Here is an 18,785-nt window from a genome sequence, read left to right on the forward strand (position 1 = left end):
CGGCCCCGCGCACCCAGGCGCCCGGGTCAGGCCGCCTGCGCATCGATCGGCGAGATCAACGCCGCTTCCCGGTGCAATCTGTTGATGCGGAGAGAATGATCCGATGATATAGTCGGAGCAATCGAAACATTGCTCTCGGTGCAATAATGTCGAGGCTGGATTATCTGAAGCTTGCCGACACGATTGCCGCGGAGATCGCGGAAGGTCGGCTCAGGCCGGGCGATCGCCTGCCGCCGCAGCGCAGTTTCGCCTATGAGCGCAACATCGCGGTCTCGACGGCGAGCCGGGTCTATGGCGAGTTGCTGCGCCGCGGGCTCGTGGTCGGCGAAGTCGGCAGAGGGACGTTCATCTCGGGCGAGGCCAGGCGCGGCGCGACTGCGCCGGGCGAGCCGCGCGGCATCCGGATCGATCTCGAATTCAACTATCCCCTGCTTTCCGACCAGACCGCGCTCATCGCGAAAAGCCTGACCGGCCTCGACCAGCCGGCAGCTCTCGATGCCGCCCTGAAGCAGGGCACCAGCATCGGAAGCCCGGCGGCTCGGAGAATCGCAGCGAGCTATCTCTCGCAGGCCGGCTGGACGCCGTCCGCCGAGGAATTCGTCTTCACCGGCAATGGGCGCCAGGCCATAGCCGCCGCGCTCGCCGCGACCGTGCCGACGGGCGGACGCTGCGGCGTGGAGGCGCTGACCTATCCGTTCATCAAGGGCGCCGCCGCCCGGCTCGGCATTTCGCTGGTGCCGCTGGCCATGGACGATGGCGGCGTCCGGCCCGATGCCGTGGAGAAGGCACATCGCGAGGCCCATCTCTCGGCCATCTACATCCAGCCGGCGGTCCAGAACCCGCTGGGCATGACGATAAGCGCAGTGCGTCGGGCCGATCTCCTGCGTGTCGTCGAAAAGCTCGGCCTCACGGTCATCGAGGACCATGTCTACGGCTTCCTCGACGACGAGCCGCCGCTCGCGGCGCTCGCGCCGGAATCCTGTATCGTCCTCGACAGCCTGTCGAAGAAGGTTGCGCCGGGCCTGACGCTGGGCTTCGTCGTGCCGCCGCCACGTCTACGGGAGAACGTGATCGCCGCCGTGCGCTCGGGCGGCTGGACGGCATCGGGCTTCGCATTTGCGGCCACGCAGCGGATGATGTCCGATGGCACGGCCGCCGAGCTCGTCAGGCTGAAGCGCAGCGATGCGCGGGCGCGTCAAAAACTGGCGGCCGATCGACTCTCGGACTTCACGATCCAAGCCAACGAGAAATGTTATCATCTGTGGCTGACCCTGCCGCCACACTGGCGCTCGCAGAGTTTCGTCGTCGCCGCAGCCCGGCGCGACATCGCGCTGACCCCCTCGACCACTTTCGCGGTCACGCCCGGCCACGCGCCGAATGCCGTCAGGCTGGCGCTGGCGGCACCGGCGATGGATCAGCTCGATAGCGGTCTGCGGACCCTCGCGGCGATGCTGAACGCGAGGGAGGACGACTTCTACGCAACGGAATGAGGCCAGCCTCGCCGTTGCTCTCACCTCGCCAGCAGGAAAGGGCCTCGATAACATCGAGGCCCTTCGTCGCGGGCAGAAGCGTCAGGCCGCAGCCCGGTAACGAGGCGCAGGCTCGGCTGTCGACAGCTTGCCGAGCATCGCCTGCCGGGCGGCTTCGTAGGCATCGAAGAGACGGCCGTCCTGAAGGGAGGGGATGCTGGCGAATTCGCCGCGATCGAGCCCGACGAGCGCCGCATCGACGAGGTCTTCGCTGCGCATCACGATCGCGCTCGGCAAATGCTCGACCGGCCGCCCGGCGATCGCCCAGAAATCGGTGGCGGTGGCGCCCGGCAGCACGACCTGAACGGTGACGCCGGTCCCCGCGAGCTCGTGCCGCAGGTTCTGGCTGAAGGCGAGGACGAAGGCCTTGCTGCCACCATAGACGCCGTTCAGGACCTCCGGGTTGATGGCGACGATCGAGGCGATGTTGATGATCGCCCCCGCGCCGCGCGCGACGAATTGCGGGACCACGGCATAGGTGAGGCGGGTGAGGGCGGTGACGTTAAGCGCGATCAGCGACGTCATCTGGTCGATGTCGGATTCAAGCAGCGTCAACGCCCCGCCGAGACCCGCATTGTTGACGAGGAGAGTGACGTCGGGGGTTTCGCGAAGGAAGGCCTCGACGCGGGCGAGGTCCGATGCGTCCGCCAGATCGGCGGGCAGGACATCCACCTTGCGGCCGGTCCTGGCGCCGATCCGCTTGGCGACGTCGGCGAGCCTGTCGGCGCTGCGCGCGACCAGGACGAGATCGTACCCCCGCTCGGCGAGCCGGTCGGCATAGACCGCCCCGATGCCGCTAGATGCGCCGGTCACCACCGCTGTTCCCATGGTATCTGACATTCTCATATCTCCCGCGTTGATCCACGAGGCGTCATGCTCTCGCGCCATCTGGCGTTCGAGGAGACTAGGGTTGGCGGATGTCGTGCGGCAGCGATTCAGATTGAAAACCTGCCTCTCAAAACGAGAGGGTTGAGGCAGAGCGATCGGTGCGATTGCGCCTGACCTGTCCGATGGAGCGGGCGGCCTTCGGTTTCCTGCATGATTGGTTTTTGGGTGGTGGCGCGATGGCGGCCGGTTCGCTCGGGCTACATGCCATCACGCCCCTGTGAACGTCTGGTGCTGCGGGCGCGGGAATAAACGGGCTTCTCGTCCGGTCTTCTCAGCATCCGCCATCGGCGGCATCGCAGGAGGCCGACATGACCCATGACCACGACAGCAATGGCGAACCGACTGACCGCCGTCATGCCCTCGAATGCATGATCTGGGCGGGCACCGGGATCCTTTGGACGGTTTCGGGCGGCGTGCCCGTGTCGCTCGGCCTGCTCGGCGAAGCCGAGGCGGCCGAAGGCGCGTCCACAGGTTTCACGTTCCTGCAAATCTCGGACAGCCATATCGGCTTCGACAAGGCCGCCAACCCGCATGCCGTCGACACATTGAAGGAGGCGATCGGCAAGGCGCGGGCACTGCCCGAGAAGCCGTCCTTCATGATCCACACCGGGGACATCACCCATCTGTCCACGGCTTCGCAGTTCGACACCGCCGCGCAGATCATCGGTGGCTCGGGGTTCGACATGCATTATGTGCCCGGCGAGCATGACGTCATCGACGAGGGGACCGGCCGCGCCTATCTCGACCGCTATGGCAAGGGCACCAGGGGCGCCGGCTGGTATTCCTTCGACCAGAATGGCGTGCATTTCGTCGGCCTGGTCAATGTCGTGAACCTCAAGGCCGGAGGACTCGGCAATCTCGGCGCTGAGCAACTGGCCTGGCTGGCAGACGACCTGAAGGCCGTCAGCGCCTCCACGCCCGTCGTCGTCTTCGCCCATATTCCGCTCTGGGCGGTTTATCCGGAATGGGGCTGGGGCACCGATGATGCGGCGCAGGCGCTCGCCCTGCTCAAGCGCTTCGGCTCGGTCACCGTGCTCAACGGGCATATCCACCAGATCATGCAGAAGGTGGAGGGCAACGTTACCTTCCACACCGCCCTCTCGACCGCCTTCCCGCAGCCGGCGCCCGGAACCGCGCCATCGCCCGGGCCGATGACCGTGCCTCCCGGCCAGCTGCGCAATCTCCTCGGCATCACCAATGTCGCGGTGAAGCGGGGCAAGGAGGAACTCGCGATCATCGACAGCACGCTCGCCGGAAGCTGAGCCCCGTGGCGCATCACAAAAGGACGACTGCCATGATCCGCACAGGCCTTGCTCCTCGACAGCTCGCCTGCTTCGCGCTTGTCGGTCTCGGCGTCATCGCCATGGCGCAGACCCCGCTCCGGGGCGCGGAAGCCTCACAGGTCAAGATCGAGAACTTCACCTTCGCGCCCAAGGCCCTCTCGGTGAAGGTCGGAACGGTCGTGACCTTCGAGAACGACGACGATATTCCCCATCTCGTCGTCGCGAACGATGGTTCGTTTCGTTCCAAGGCGCTCGACACAGGCGATTCCTACGCCTTCACTTTCACGAAATCGGGCGAATATCCCTATTTCTGTGCGCTTCACCCGCATATGCAGGGTAGCATCACCGTTACACCCTAGGAGTGCTCGGGCGAGCCGTACCCGGAGAACCGGACGATGCCGCGGTGTTGAGTGACAAAGCCTCGGCGGAACGCTTTGGCGAGGTGGTCCTGCCCCATCTCGCCGACGCCCTGGCGCTCGCCCGCTGGCTGACCGGCAATGTCGATGATGCCGAGGATGTGGTGCAGGAGGCCTGCCTGAAGGCGCATAAGGGGCTCGCAAGCTATGCGGGCGGCAATGCGCGAGCCTGGCTGCTGACGATCGTGCGCAACGAGTCCTATGCCTGGCTTGCGCGAAACCACCCGCGCCGCATCGTCGCCATCGGCGATCTGGCCGATCTCGATGCCCTTGGGGCCTGCGCCGAAACAGGGGCCGATACGCCGGAAGCGACCTTGATCGCCAAGGCGGACGCTGCGGCGCTGGAGGCGGCGGTCACGCTGCTGCCGCATCCCTTTCGCGAGGTTGTCGTGCTGCGGGACATCAACGACCTCAGCTATCGAGAGATTGCGGCGATGCTCCATGTGCCTCTGGGCACGGTGATGTCCCGCCTGTCGCGCGCGCGTCGGCTGCTGATCTCGGAACTGGGGAACAACCGATGAAAGGAGCCATGGAATTGCCGCTGGAACCTGCGGATCTTCGGCTGCTGCTTCACGCTCTGGTTGATGGCGAGCTCGATGCAGCCACGGCCCTGGCCGTGGAGCGGCGCCTGGCAGAAGATCCGGCTCTTGCGGCGGAGCACGCCCGCATCGCCGCGGCGCAGGCCGCCATTCGCAGCCTGCCTCGGCCCGAGGTCCGCGAGGAATTCCGGACCCGCATCGCCGCGCTTGGCGCTGGCGCCGCGCTGGCGGCACGGCCGGCAGCTCCCCGCTCCGGCTCGTTCGGCTGGCGCGCGATGGCGGCGTCGGTGCTCGTCACAGCGGTTCTGGCAAGCGGGCTGACCCAATGGACGATCACACGCCGCGCGCCTGACAGGTTTGCGGAGGCGGTCGCCAGCAGCCATCGCCGCAGCCTGCTCGCCGCAAGCCCGGTGGACGTCGCCTCGTCGGACCGGCACACGGTCAAGCCATGGCTCGATGGCCGGATCGGTTTGTCGCCGGCCGCGCCGGATCTTGCAAAGGAAGGGTTTTCGCTCCTCGGGGGCCGCGTCGAAGTGATCGGGAACAGAACGGTGCCGGCTCTCGTCTACAGGCACCGGGAGCATCTGATTACACTCGTGGCCGCGCCGCAGGAAAGCGGAACCGTATCCGCGCCGGTCGCGATCGAGCGTTCCGCCGGCGGCTTTTCATTGCTCCGCTGGACCGACGGCGCTTTTTCCTATTGGGCGATCTCGGACACGGACCGCGCCACGCTCGAGGATTTCGTCAGCCGTTTCCGGATCGCGGCCGCGGCGGGCTGATGCCGGCGTCGTCACCCGCGAAGGGCTCCGGTCCGGCTTCGGGATCGTCAGGCGAAGTAGTCGGCCGCGATCGTCTCGTCGGGCGGGGCCGAATGAGCCTTCAACGCCCGGATGACCAGGGTCAGCACGACTGCGGTGATGAGGTTGAGCGCCAGCGTGTAGACGGCGGTATAGCCCGGGAAGACATAGCCGCCGAAGCTGAGCGGAAAAGTCGGCGTCAGATTGGCCGCGAAGGCCATGAGCGTTCCCGTGGCGATCCCGGCGATCCAGCCGATCAGCAGGGCCCAGTCGTCGAACCAGCGTGTGTAGACGCCGAGCATCACCGCCGGCAGCGTCTGGATGATCCAGATGCCGCCGAGCAGCTGCAACTGGATGGCGTATTGCGTCGGCACGAACAGAATGAAGATCAGCGCGCCCAGCTTGACGATGAGCGAGACCCATTTCGCCATTTGCGCTTCCTGCCGGTCGGTCGGGTTCCGGTTGATGAATTCCCGATGGATGTTGCGGGTATAGAGGTTGGCGGCCGCGATCGACATGATCGCTGCCGGGACCAGGGCCCCGATGCCGATGGCTGCGAAGGCGATGCCGACGAACCAGGGCGGGAAACTGTGCAGGAACAGGGCCGGCACTGCGAAATTATTGCCGAACTCGGCGAACCCCGCCGCGTATTCGGGCATGGCGCGGACGCCGGCGGCGATCGCGAAGAAGCCGAACAGCGCCAGGAGACCCAGCAGGAAGGAATAGGCCGGCAGCATGGCCGCGTTGCGCCGCACCGCCTTGCCACTGCTGGCGCTGAGAATGGCGGTCATGGAATGCGGGTAGAGGAACAGCGCGAGAGCCGATCCTAATGCGAGCGTCGCGTAATTGCCGTAGGCGCCGGTGGTGCCGGGGCCGGGCGTTTCGAGCAGGAGCTTCGCCTCCGGGACGGCGGAAAAGATCTTGGCGAAGCCGCCGAGCTGCGTCGGGATGACGATGATCGCGGTGAAGGCGGTGACATAGATCAGGATGTCCTTGACGATCGCGATCGAGGCTGGAGCGCGCAGGCCGCTCGAATAGGTGAAGGCCGCCAGGACCAGGAAGGCGATGATCAGCGGCAGGTCCGCCGCAAAGCCGGTACCGGAAATGCCGAGCGCGCCGATCACCACCTGGATGCCGACGAGTTGCAGCGCGATATAGGGCATGGTCGCGACGATGCCCGTAATGGTCACGGCCAGTGCCAGCCAGCGATTGCCGAAGCGGCCGCGGACGAAGTCGGCGGCGGTGATGTAGCCGTGCTTGTGGCAGACGCGCCAGAGCCTGGGAAAAACGAGGAACAGGATCGGGTAGATCACGATCGTATAGGGCACGGCGAAGAAGGCCACCGCTCCGGCGCCGAAAGCCAGCGCCGGTACGGCGATGAAGGTGTAGGCGGTGTAGAGGTCGCCGCCGACCAGGAACCAGGTGATCCAGGTTCCGAATCTGCGACCGCCGAGGCCCCATTCGTGGAGTTGGTCTAGATCTCCCTTGCGCCAGTTGGCAGCGGCGAAGCCCAGCCACGTGATGAAGCCGAACAATGCCACGAACACCGCAGTGGCGGTCCAGTTCACGTCCTGCATGACACGCTCCTGTCGGAACTCGTCGTGGTCAGGCGCAACGTCTGGTCAGGCGAGTCAATCCTTGGTCGCGAAGTAGACGATGGCTGTGAGGACGGCCCCGATCAGCACCCAGAGCATCTGGTACCAATAGAAGAACGGAACGCCGGCCCAGGTTGGTTCGATCCGGTTGTAGAAGGGCGGCCAGAGGACCGCGATGAACTGCACGATGAAGAGCAGGTACCACCAGCTCCACCCGGTCCGTCTTTCCTCGGTGCCGTTCATTCCGAGCCCTCCCGACATCATGCCTTCGGGTCAGAACCCGAATTATGCGCCTCCTGAGCGGTCTCTGGCAATGGATTTCCGAATACGCACTGCTCACCGGTTCGATATTTGTGAGAATCGGAATCGGCCATTTTGCGAGCAACGAGTATTTCGCAATCACGGTTGCGTCATTTGACGAAGTGGAGCGAGGCGCCGCACCTATCTCCGCTGGATATCAGAATGCGCGGAATGCCGGGGCGCGGGGGTATCGCCGGCAAGGGTGAGCCCGCTGACGCGGACGCCATGCGGGCCGGACCGTTATGATCGAGGTCACCGATGGCACGACATCAATCGACGAAGCCGCTCCTCCTGTCCCGTGCCGAGCGCTACGCCGCCGGCAAGGCCCTGCGCGGCAAGGTTCCGCGCGAGAGCCATGCGCAATGGTCGCTTCGCGACGGCGGCGAGGCGGTCTCGATTCTCGCGGAGACCGATGGCAGCCGCATTCCTGATCTGCTGCCCATTCGCTATGAGCGGATGATGGCGAATCCGTTCGCCTTTCTGCGCGGCGCCGCGGCCGTGATGGCGGCGGATCTTGCGGATCTCCCAGCGGCGGGCCTGGACGTGCAGGCCTGTGGCGACTGCCACCTCATGAATTTCGGCGTCTTCGCCACGCCGGAGGAGAATATCCTTTTCGACATCAACGACTTCGACGAAACGCTGCCGGGCGTCGATTTCTCCGTCGACCTCAAGCGCCTGGCCGCCAGTGTCGCCGTAGCGGCGTTGGACGCCGGATTTTCGAAGAAGGCCGCCCGTCTCGCCGTCGCCGCGACGGCCGGGGCCTATCGCCGCCGGGTGCGCAGGCTCGCCAAGCTCGCTCCGATTGAGGCCTGGCAGGCGCGCACGGAAATCGGACAGGAATTGGAGCGGATCGACGATCCGGCGCTGCGCCGGCGCGTGCAAAGCCTCCTCACCAAAGCGCGGAGCAATCCGCAGCAGGACGACAACTTCCCCCATCTGGCAGCACCGGCGGACGGCTCCTGGCGCATCGAGGATCGCCCACCCCTGATCTACCATCTTCCAGAGGAGCGCGACGGCACGCGAACGCTGCAGGCCCACAAGGTCTTCCATCATTACCGCGAGACCTTGCCGCGGGAGCGCCGCGTGCTGGTTGCGCGCTACGGTCTGCGGGATCTCGCCTTCAAGGTCGTCGGCGTCGGCAGCGTCGGCACGTTCTGCGTGGTCGGATTGTTCATGACGGCGGATGACGAGCCGATGTTCCTACAGGTCAAGGAGGCCCAGGCATCCGTGCTCACCCGGCTGACGAAGGGACGGAGCCCGGCGCAGCCCCATCAGGGGCAGCGCGTGGTGGAGGGCCAGCGCATGCTGCAGGCGGCGAGCGACGTGTTCCTGGGGTGGGCGGACGACGCTGCCAGCGGGCGCCAGTTCTATGTCCGGCAGCTCAAGAACCGCCGGCTGGGATCGATCGCCGAAATGGTCGAGGGTCAAGCGCTGACGGCCTATGCCGAATTGTGCGGCCGGACGCTGGCGCGCGCGCATGTCCGCTCCGGCGATGCGGCAGCCATCGCAGGTTACATGGGCGGGTCCGAGATATTCGACGAGGCAGTGACCTCCTTCGCCATGGCCTATGCCACGCAGACCGCGCGGGACCATGCGGCGCTCGTTGCCGCCAAAGGCTCCGGCAAGCCGACGGAGAAACCTGCGGTCAAAGCTGGACCGAAGGCCTCCGGTGTCGGTCGCGTCGGCCACGCAACTCGCCATGCGGAGACGCGGACATCCGGCAGGCACTGACCGAAGGAGCGGCCTCGCTCCGGGCGCGGGCGATCATTTGCTGCCGAGCGCATCGCGGGCGCCGTCCCCGAGCAAGTTGACCGAGGATGAGCTGGCACAGCCCGGTACCTGGAAGCGCGATCAGCCAGGGATCGAACAGGATGTTCTCGCGCCCTTCTGCGGAGCTGGCCAAACGCGGTCCAATAGCTCGCCGCGGCAAGAGAGTTGCACTATGCCGAGAGCGACCAGGGAGACAGGCGCTTGAGCGGCAAGAAGCCAAAACTGCATCATCTGAACTGGAATCTGCTGCACAGCTTCCTCGTGATCGTCGAGGAACGGAGCATCACGCGCGCCGCCGACCGGCTGCTCGTCCGCCAGCCGACGGTCTCCGCCGCCCTGCAGAGGCTGGAGGAGACGCTCGGCGGCCAGCTCATCCAGCGCGACAGCCGGCGCTTCGTGCTGACCAAGCGTGGCGAGCTGCTCTACAAGGAATGCGTCGACATCTATCGCAGCGTCGCGCGCATCGGCGACCGGCTTTCCGAAGACCATGACGATTTGACCGGCCTGGTGCGGCTGCTGGTCGTGACCCATGTCGTGCTGCCGCCGCTCGACCGGACACTGACGCAGCTCAACCGCAAGCACCCCGGCGTCAGCCTGCGCATCGACGTGGCCAACAGCCAGGACATCATTCGCGCCGTGTCGCAAAAACTCAGCCCCTTCGGCTTCTGCCTGCTTGCCAAGCCGCTGGCCGGACTCGATTGCCGCCCGCTGCTGCGCGAGGAATTCGGCATCCTCTGCGGCCAGGGCCACCCGCTGTTCGGGCTTTCCGACGTAACGCTGGCGGAATTGCGCGATGAGCCCTTCGTCGCGCTCGCCTGCGGGCAGGACGGAGCGCTGGAGCCTATGGTCTCCGTGCGGGAGGGGGCCGGCCTCGGGAGCCGCGTCGTAGGCTCAAGCCCCAATCTCGAGGAGGTCACCCGTATGATCGCCGCCGGCATGGGCATCGGCATTCTGCCGCTGGCCGCGGTGGAGGAGGCTCTGGCGAACCGCACCCTCTGGAACCTCGCGCGAGCCGAGGATCTGCTGGGCGCCGATCTCTATTTCGTTTCCAACCCCGCCATGCAGCTCAGTGCCGCGGAAGCAGCGTTCCTGCGCCTGTTCGAGCAGCAGCTCGTCGCGGCGGGCGAGGAGCCGGCGGCGGAAGCCGCCGAGGTCGCGTTCAGCGATCCGCCCGCGCTACCACAGCATTGAGCAGCACGTTGAGGCCGGGTTCGAGGTCCTCGCGCGTGCAGAGCTCGGCATTGTTGTGGGTGATGCCACCCTTGCAGGGCGCGAAGATCATCGTCGTCGGAGCATGGCGCGCGACGAAATAGGCGTCATGCCCGGCCTGGCTGAGGATGTCCTGCGTGCGGTAGCCCAGCGCCAGAGAGGTCTCGCGGACGCTGTCGATCAGCTCCTGTGCGAAGATCCTGCCGCCCCATTTCCAGATATCGAGGATTTCGGCCGTGCAGCCGGCGCGGGCGGCGGATTCGCCGACGGCGCGGCGGACGCGCTCTGCCATGACCTCGGAGGTTTCCGGATCGGGATGGCGGACGTCGCAGACGGCCTGCGCCCAGTCGGAGAGGATGCCCGGCTTGTTCGGCCAGGCGACGAGCCTTGCCGCAGTGGCCTTGCCGCCGCCGCCGGCATAGGCCCAGCCGATCTCGTCCGTCTCGACCAGAAGGCGCGCGCCGGCGAGAAGCGCATTGCGCCGCCGTTCCATCGGCCAGGGGCCGGTATGGGCGGTCTCGCCCTTGAATTCCACCAGCATGCCGGTGCTCGGGAAGCCGCCGGTCACGACGCCGATCTGCATGCCGTCGCGGTCGAGATAGTAGCCTTGCTCGATATGGAACTCGAAATAGGCATCGAAAGCGTGCGGCTGGGCCTCCATCTCGCCGCGATAGCCGATCTGCTCCAACTCTTCGCCGATCGACTTGCCGTCATCGTCGCGGCGCCCCTGCGCCCAGTCCAATGCGTAAGCGCCGACGAAGCAGCCGGAGCCGACCATCGGCGGCGAGAAGCGGGCGCCTTCCTCATTCGTCCAGTTGACGATCTCTATCGGCCTGCGCGTGCGGTGGCCGAGCGCATCCAGCGCCCGGCAGACTTCCAGCCCGCCGAGAACACCGGCGATGCCGTCGAAGCGGCCACCATTGATCTGCGTGTCGAGATGGCTGCCCATCACGACGGGCGGGAGGGTGTCGTCGGTTCCGGCGCGGCGCGCGAAAATATTGCCCATGCCATCGACGCGAACCGCGAGGCCCGCCTCGCGGCACCAGGCGACGAACTGGTCGCGCATCTGCTTGTCCGCATCGCCGAGGGCGAGGCGCGACAGGCCGCCCGGGCGGCCGGGGCCGATCTCGGCGGAGCGTTCGATCGTGCTCCAGAAGCGCTCGATATCGATGCGAAGCTTGTCGGTGCCGGGCATGGCGATCTCCTCGCCCGCCGCGACGGCGGAGGCGAATAACGGGATGAAGCGCGGTGGCATCCGGATCTGACGGCCGCCGGCAACGGCACAAGGATTGAGCGATACGGCCGGGCGGGCAAATAGATATTGCCTATGCTTGCCATTGGGTGCCGATCGAGATGACCTAAGCGCCCGCTTGCGGGATCATTCGAAGCCGGTTTTTGGCAGCTCCGTTGCCGCAGCTTCGCGTTGGAGGCCGGTGAGGCCATCGGAGCCTGACCCATCGAAAATACCCATGCCCCCCGTTGCCAGAATGGATTCGTGTGTGCCGCGAGCCTGTCATAGCTTGGCGTCGATACCGGATGACCGGCATTGCGGCGTTGCCGGGACTATGGCGTTGACCTTGGTGTCTTCCGCGTTGAATTTAAGTTTATATAAGTAATATTTATCTGTTTGCCACGCGTATCTCGCTATATCTGTGGCTGTGAATAAATTTAACGTCCTTTCCCGATGCAATTTTCCGGGAACAAATGTCCATTCAATCGTTCATTTCTTGAAATGACGTCGACATGGCGCATTGAATTTCGATTCAATTCTCGAATTAATTTGTTTCGTTAATGAAGCGTTAAACAACCGTCATCTTGGACGGGTCAAAAGCCCGCATCCGGCTCGCCTTATGCGGGCCGGCCACCCGGTTGGCGGCGGCCGGGGTTTCGATGTGCTGGCTAAAAAGGATCTGCCCGTGACGTGCTCCGGTTCGATCGACTTCGTCTGAACATCGCCCGCAATCGCCCGGGCTCCTGCGGGAGCACGGGCAATCCGTAACGATCAATGCCGAGCGCGGCGGGGCGGATTGTGCCCGACGCCGCCCTTCGCCTCCACGTCAAACCCCGGATCGGGAACAGGGATTTCAGCCATGGCGCTCAGTAAAGGTTCGATTGCGTTCGTCGGTTTCAATGCCGACGGCAATGACAACATCGCTTTCGTGGCGCTCACGGAAATTCCGGCCGGCGAGACCATCATCTTCGAGGATAACGAGTGGAACGGCTCGGCCTTCGCCGACACCAATGAGGGAGCGTTCAGCTGGACCTCCGCGGGCGTCGCAGCCGGCACGATCGTGCGCATCGACAATATCGGCGCGGGGACGATCTCGGCGAGCACCGGCACCGCGGTCGCATCCGTGGCCGGACGCGGCACCAACCGTGGCATCGGCGCGGCCGACGAGACGATCTACGCCTATCAGGGCTCGGCCTCGGCGCCGAACTTCATCACGGCTATCGCCAATGGCGGTTTCAACAGCGCCAACGGCGTGCTGACCAATACCGGCCTGACCGCGGGCGCGGATGCGCTCGACCTGAGCACGCTCGATGACGACACCGACATCGCCGCCTTCAACGGCGCGCGCAGCGGCGGCGCCTCCTTCGATTCCTATCGCGCGGCGATCAACACGGCCTCGAACTGGGTCAGCCAGGACGCGACCGGCGATCAGAGCAACGATGGCACCGCCCCGGACGTGCCGTTCTCGGCGCAGTCCTTCACCGTGGCGGGCGGCGGCGCGGTCTCGGTCTCCTCGGTCACGGTCGACGCGGCCTCCAAGCCTGAGGGTCAGAGCTTCCTCTTCACGGTCACGCTGAGCCAGGCCGCGGCCACCGATACCGTCGTCAACCTCGCCGTGTCGGGCGCGACCGGCGACATCGGCAGCGTTCCCGCCGCGGTCACGGTCCTTGCCGGCCAGACCACTGCAAGCTTCAGCGTAGCGACGATCGACGACGCCGTGGCGGAGCCCGACGAGAGCTTCTCGGTCACCGCGACGCTGGGCACCTCCTCCCAATCGGCCAGCGCGACGATCGTCAACAACGACGGCACCCCGATCACCCTGATCAGTGCCGTGCAAGGCACCGGCCTCGGCAGCACGATGGTCGGCAAGACCGTCACGGTCGAGGCCATCGTCGTCGGCGACTTCCAGAACAGCGACGCCGACGGCGCCCGCAATCTCGGCGGCTTCTGGCTGCAGGAGGAGGCTGGCGACTCCGACGGAAACGCCCTGACCTCCGAAGGCATCTTCGTGTCCTATGCCAGCCTGGGCGTCGATGTGAAGGTCGGCGACAAGGTCAGCGTCACCGGCGTGGTCGCCGAGAATTTCGGCAATACCGAGCTCAACGCCTCCACCGTCGCGATCGTCCAGGCCGGAGCGGTGGCCGACGTGAACAGCATGGCGGTCGAGATCGACCTGCCGAGCGTCGGCGTGCAGACCGCCTCGAACGGCACCTATGTCGCCGATCTCGAGCGCTACGAGGGCATGCTTGTCCGCTTCACCGAGACGCTCACCGTCACCGAGCAGTTCAATCTCGACCAGTTCGGCGAAATCCGCCTGGCCCAGGGTGAGCGCCCGAACTCCTACACCGTCGATCACGATGCCAGCGTTTCCGGCTACGACGCGCATCTGCGCGACATCGCCTCGCGCTCGGTCATCTTCGACGACGGCCGCAGCGTCTCCAACCCCAATCTCGACAACACCGTCGTCGATGGCGACTACAACGCCACCACCGCGCCGCGCATGGGCGACACCATCACCGGTCTCACCGGCGTGCTCGACTACGACTTCAACCAGTTCCGCGTGCACGCGGTCCAGAACGGGCCGGGCATCAACGACGTGGTCTCGGCCAATCCGCGGCCGACGAGCTATCCGGATGTCGGCGGCACGCTGAAGGTCGCGAGCTTCAACGTGCTCAACTACTTCACCACGCTCGACAACGGCCAGCTCACGACGAACGGCTTCGAGCCGCGCGGCGCCGAGACGCAAGCAGAGTTCGACCGCCAGACCGCCAAGCTGGTCAACACGATCCTGTCGCTCGATGCCGACGTGCTCGGCCTGATGGAGTTGGAGAACAACTTTATCGAGGGGTCGAGCGGCAACGCCATCGACTATCTCGTCGACCAGCTCAACAGCGTCTCCGGCTCCTTCAAGTTCGACTGGGTGCGTCCGGGCCAGAACTTCGTCGGCGGCGACGCCATTGCGGTCGGCTTCATCTACGACGTCACTTCGGTGCGCGTCTCCATCGACACCCACATCGCGATCCTCGACGACAGCGACGTTTCGTCCGAGCTTCTGGGCCAGAGCACGCTCGGCCGCATCTTCAACGGCGAGAACACCAGCCGCGCGGCGGTGGCTGTGACCTTCGAGGAACTCGCCAGCGGGGGTGAGTTCACCGCGGTCGTCAACCACTTCAAGTCGAAGGGCGGCTCCGGCACCGGTGAGGATGCTGACATCAAGGACGGCAACGGTGGCTGGAACAACCAGCGCGAGCTTGCCGCCAAGGCGCTGGTCGACTGGCTTGGCACCGATCCGACCGGCTCGCATGACCAGGACGTGCTCGTCCTCGGCGACCTCAACGCCTATGCGAAAGAAGATCCGATCGACGTGCTGCTGAACGCCGGCTTCACCGATCACGGCGCCGACGGCTACAGTTACGTCTTCGACGGCCAGACCGGCTCGCTCGACCATGTCCTGACCAATGGCAGCCTCTCGGCCCAGGTCACCGGCGTCGCCGACTGGCACATCAACGCCGACGAGGCCGATGCGGTCGACTACCAGCTCAATTTCAATGCCGATCTCACCACCAATGAGCGCGATCCCTCGATCTTCAATTCCGAGGTGATCGCCCGCGTATCCGATCACGACCCGATCATCGTCGGGCTTGATCTGACGGAGAACCCCGTGTCTACGACCGCCTTCACGCTCCAGCTCCTGCATTTCTCCGACGGTGAAGCCGGCCTTCTCGCCGGCCAGACCGCCAAGAACCTCGCCGCTCTGGTCGATGCTTTCGACGACGATTTCGCCAATACGCTGACGCTCTCGGGCGGCGACAACTTCCTGCCGGGTCCGTTCATCGCCGCCGGGACCGATCCGTCCGTGCGCGCGGCGATCAACGCGGCTACCGGATCGACCATCGCCGCCGGCGTCAACCAGCCGATCGCCGCGGCCGACATCGCCATCATGAACGCGATCGGCATCGACGCCTCGACAATCGGCAACCATGACTTCGACCTCGGCTCGAAGGTGCTGCGCGACGCGATCACCGCAGGCTCGGTCGCCGGCTGGAAGGGCGCCGACTTCGCCTATCTGTCGTCGAACCTCGACTTCTCGGCCGATGCCGACCTCAACCCGCGCTACACTAACACGGTCGGCAACGGCGCGACGCCGACGCCGGACGTCGACACGCTGAACGGGCGCATCGCGCCGGCCGCCATCATCACCAAGGGCGGCGAGAAGATCGGCCTGATCGGCGCGACCACACAGATTCTCGAGCGCATCTCCTCGCCGACCGGAACCGAGGTAAAGGGCTTCCCCGGCGATGGCGCCGAGGTCGACGATATGGATCTGCTGGCGAGCCAGCTGCAGCCGATCATCGACGAGATGATCGCTGAAGGCATCAACAAGATCATCGTGCAGTCGCATCTGCAGCAGCTTGAGTACGAGCAGCTGCTCGCGACCAAGCTGCGCGGCGTCGACATCATTCTGGCGGCTGGCTCCCATACCCGGCTGGGCGATGCCGACGACGTGGCCGAGAACTTCCCGGGCCACAGCGCTGAATTCGACGGGCCGTATCCGATCGTCACCGCCGGTGCCGACGGCAAGCCGACGCTGATCGTCAACACCGACGGCGAATACTCCTATCTCGGCCGGCTCGTGGTCGATTTCGACGCCCAGGGCAACATCATCGTCGACAATCTCGCGGGCAAGACCGCGATCAACGGCGCTTATGCGGCGACCGATGCGAATGTCGCCGAAGCCTGGGGCACCACCGTCGGCAATCTCGAGAACACCGCCTTCGCCGAGGGCACCAAGGGCGACAAGGTGCGCGATGTGACCGATGCGGTCCAGTCCGTCATCAACGTCAAGGACGGCACCGTCCACGGCTACACCGACGTCTATCTGGAGGGCGAGCGCGCGCTCATCCGCAACCAGGAGACCAATCTCGGCAGCCTCTCGGCCGATGCCAATGCCGACGCGCTGCGCGATGCGCTCGGTGCGGAGAGCCCGGCCTTCGTCGTGTCGGTCAAGAACGGCGGCGGCGTGCGCTCGCAGATCGGCACCTTCTCGGCTCCGGATCCGGTCACCGGCCAGGTCGACAAGCTGGCGCCGCCGGCCAATGCCGCGACCGGCAAGGCCGAGGGCGGCGTCTCGCAGCTCGACATCGAGAACTCGCTGCGCTTCGACAACAAGCTGATGGCCTTCGACACCACTGCCCAGGGCCTCAAGGTCATTCTCGAGCACGGCGTCGGGCTCCTCGGCAACCAGGGGCGCTTCCCGCAGATCGGCGGCATCGCCTTCTCCTACGACCCGGACCTGCCGGCCGGCAGCCGCGTCTCCGATATCGCGCTGATCGCGGAGGACGGCACCACGATCGCCCTTTACGATGACGGCGTGCTGCAGGCGGGCGCGCCCGCCAAGATCACGATGGTGACGCTGAGCTTCCTCGCCAATGGCGGTGACAGCTACCCGATGAAGGCCAATGGCGAGAACTTCCGCTATCTGCTGGCGGATGGCGGCCTCTCCGGCCCGGTCGACGAGGCGCTGGACTTCACCGCCGCTGCCGTCGTGGCGGCCAACACGCCCGCCGGCTCGACCCTGCTCGGCGAGCAGCAGGCCTTCGCCGAATACATGCAGGAATTCCACGCCACCAAGGAGACGGCCTACGACGTCGCCGACACGCCGATGGAGCTCGACCAGCGCATCCAGAACCTGAATGTCCGCCAGGACACGGTGCTGGCCGATGCTGCGGAGCTGCCGGTCGGCACCGACGGCGACGACTTGCTCGTCGGCATGTCGTGGGGCGAGGTCATCCTTGCCGGCCTCGGGGACGACGAGGTGTCGGGCCGCGGCGGCAATGACGCCATCGATGGCGGCGAAGGCGACGATACGCTGTCCGGCGACGAGGGCGACGACCTCCTCAAGGGCGGCGCCGGCGACGACGCATTGTTCGGCGGTGTCGGCAACGACGTGCTGAGCGGCGGGGCGGGCGACGACCTTCTCGACGGCGGCGCTGGTATCGACACGGCCGACTTCTCCGGCGACGCTGCTGGCGTCGTGGTCGATCTCGCAAGTGGCATGGCCTCGGGCGATGCGACCGGCGAGGACGAGCTCGTCTCGATCGAGACCGTCATCGGCGGTTCCGGCAACGACATCCTGATCGGCGACGCTGCGGACAACCACCTGCTCGGCGGCTTCGGCGACGACGTACTGAAGGGCGGCGCCGGCAACGACCTGCTCGACGGCGGCGCCGGCCATGACGTGCTGCAGGGCGGCGCGGGCGACGACATCATCCTCGCCGGTCTCGGCGACGACGTCATCGACGGTGGCGAAGGCTTCGATACGCTCGATCTCTCGGCGGCGACGGGCCCGGTCACGGTCAATTTCGCCGCGGGCAAGGTCTCGGGCGCCGGCATCGGCAATGACAGCTTCAGCAACATCGAGAAGCTGCTCTTCGGTGCGGGCAACGACAATGTCACCGGCGGCAATGGCGACGACGCCTTCGACGGCGGTGCCGGCAATGACAACCTCAAGGGCGGTGCCGGCAACGACAAGCTCTGGGGCGGCGCGGGCGACGACCTTCTCGACGGCGGCTCGGGCGACGATCAGGTCTTCGGCGGCATCGGCAACGATACGATCACGGCGGGCTCCGGCAACGACAATGTCGATGGCGGGGAAGGCAACGACCTGATCGATGCGGGCTCCGGCAACGACCTCGTTCTCGGCGGCGCCGGCAACGATGTGATCGACGCGGGCTCCGGCGACGACCGTGTCGTGGGCGGCGCGGGCAACGACATCCTGACCGGCGGCTCCGGGCATGATGCCTTCGTCTTCGCGGCCGGCTTCGGCAAGGACACGATCACCGACTTCCGGACGTCCGGCTCCAGCGCCGACGTGCTGGAATTCTCGATCGGGGTCTTCGCCGATTTCGATACCGCCATGGACGCCGCCGCGCAGATCGGCGCCGACACCGTCATCTCGATCGATGGCGACACGACCCTGACCCTCAAGGGCGTGCAACTCGCAAGCCTCGCTCACGACGATTTCCGCTTCGTCTAAGCGAGCATCGCAAGCATGGAGGAAGGGGCGCCCGACAAGGGCGCCCCTTTTTGTCGATTTAGGTTAGGTCGCGCCGTTTGACCGCACCGCTTCGAGGGCATTTGCCGGCGAATCGCTCGGACTGGGCGCTTGACGTGTCGTCGTCGGATCCTTGCATCATGACGCATCGATGCTCGCGCATCGGGTCAAAGC

General features: G+C 65.8%; 12 protein-coding genes. 8 read left to right on the top strand and 4 right to left on the bottom strand.

The features are described from left to right. Positions 1-146 precede the first annotated feature (146 nt). Complete coding sequence (locus AB4Z16_RS12915) at positions 147-1,490, top strand: aminotransferase-like domain-containing protein (RefSeq protein WP_441511749.1); 1,344 nt, start codon at positions 147-149, stop codon at positions 1,488-1,490. Positions 1,491-1,571: 81 nt separating this feature from the next. Here AB4Z16_RS12915 and AB4Z16_RS12920 read toward each other — a convergent pair whose 3' ends face one another. Next, positions 1,572-2,369, bottom strand: a complete 798-nt coding sequence (locus AB4Z16_RS12920) for an SDR family NAD(P)-dependent oxidoreductase (RefSeq protein ID WP_441511750.1) — start codon at positions 2,367-2,369, stop codon at positions 1,572-1,574. A gap of 356 nt (positions 2,370-2,725) precedes the next feature. On the opposite strand from AB4Z16_RS12920, the gene AB4Z16_RS12925 reads away from it, so the two are divergent. From AB4Z16_RS12925 to AB4Z16_RS12940, 4 genes are read left to right on the top strand one after another with little or no spacing between them, the layout of a single operon-like run. Beyond that, positions 2,726-3,679, top strand: a complete 954-nt coding sequence (locus AB4Z16_RS12925; protein ID WP_441511751.1) for a metallophosphoesterase family protein — start codon at positions 2,726-2,728, stop codon at positions 3,677-3,679. A 32-nt stretch (positions 3,680-3,711) separates the two neighbouring features. Then, positions 3,712-4,059 carry a cupredoxin domain-containing protein gene (locus tag AB4Z16_RS12930; protein ID WP_441511752.1) on the top strand — a complete coding sequence of 116 codons (348 nt, stop codon included), beginning with the start codon at positions 3,712-3,714 and terminating at the stop codon, positions 4,057-4,059. A 47-nt stretch (positions 4,060-4,106) separates the two neighbouring features. Next, on the top strand, positions 4,107-4,637 hold the full coding sequence (locus AB4Z16_RS12935; RefSeq protein WP_441511868.1) for a sigma-70 family RNA polymerase sigma factor: 531 nt from the start codon (positions 4,107-4,109) through the stop codon (positions 4,635-4,637). Then, a complete protein-coding gene (locus AB4Z16_RS12940) occupies positions 4,634-5,434 on the top strand; it encodes an anti-sigma factor family protein (protein ID WP_441511753.1) in 801 nt (266 codons plus the stop codon). The genes AB4Z16_RS12935 and AB4Z16_RS12940 overlap by 4 nt, the downstream gene beginning before the upstream one ends. Before the next feature lie 47 nt (positions 5,435-5,481). Here the strand turns inward: AB4Z16_RS12940 and mctP are convergent, their stop codons facing one another. Together mctP and AB4Z16_RS12950 are read right to left on the bottom strand one after the other, a co-directional pair. Further along, positions 5,482-7,029 (bottom strand): monocarboxylate uptake permease MctP, encoded by a 1,548-nt coding sequence (mctP, locus tag AB4Z16_RS12945; protein WP_441511754.1) that lies wholly within the window; start codon positions 7,027-7,029, stop codon positions 5,482-5,484. A 54-nt stretch (positions 7,030-7,083) separates the two neighbouring features. Beyond that, positions 7,084-7,290, bottom strand: a complete 207-nt coding sequence (locus tag AB4Z16_RS12950) for a DUF3311 domain-containing protein (RefSeq protein WP_441511755.1) — start codon at positions 7,288-7,290, stop codon at positions 7,084-7,086. Positions 7,291-7,605: 315 nt separating this feature from the next. Between AB4Z16_RS12950 and AB4Z16_RS12955 the strand changes: the two genes are divergently transcribed. Further along, on the top strand, positions 7,606-9,078 hold the full coding sequence (locus tag AB4Z16_RS12955) for a DUF2252 domain-containing protein (RefSeq protein ID WP_441511756.1): 1,473 nt from the start codon (positions 7,606-7,608) through the stop codon (positions 9,076-9,078). A gap of 240 nt (positions 9,079-9,318) precedes the next feature. Beyond that, a complete protein-coding gene (locus AB4Z16_RS12960; RefSeq protein WP_441511757.1) occupies positions 9,319-10,308 on the top strand; it encodes a LysR family transcriptional regulator in 990 nt (329 codons plus the stop codon). On the opposite strand, the gene AB4Z16_RS12965 is transcribed toward AB4Z16_RS12960, so the two are convergent. Continuing rightward, positions 10,277-11,521, bottom strand: a complete 1,245-nt coding sequence (locus tag AB4Z16_RS12965; RefSeq protein WP_441511869.1) for a Zn-dependent hydrolase — start codon at positions 11,519-11,521, stop codon at positions 10,277-10,279. The genes AB4Z16_RS12960 and AB4Z16_RS12965 overlap by 32 nt on opposite strands. Before the next feature lie 895 nt (positions 11,522-12,416). Here AB4Z16_RS12965 and AB4Z16_RS12970 point away from each other — a divergent pair. Continuing rightward, entirely contained in the window at positions 12,417-18,593 is a 6,177-nt protein-coding gene (locus AB4Z16_RS12970; RefSeq protein ID WP_441511758.1) for an ExeM/NucH family extracellular endonuclease, read from the top strand. The last annotated feature ends 192 nt before the right edge of the window (positions 18,594-18,785 follow it).

Origin of the sequence: Allobosea sp. TAF32 (assembly GCF_052113585.1) — a bacterium.
In the GTDB taxonomy this organism is placed as follows: Bacteria; Pseudomonadota; Alphaproteobacteria; order Rhizobiales; family Beijerinckiaceae; genus Allobosea.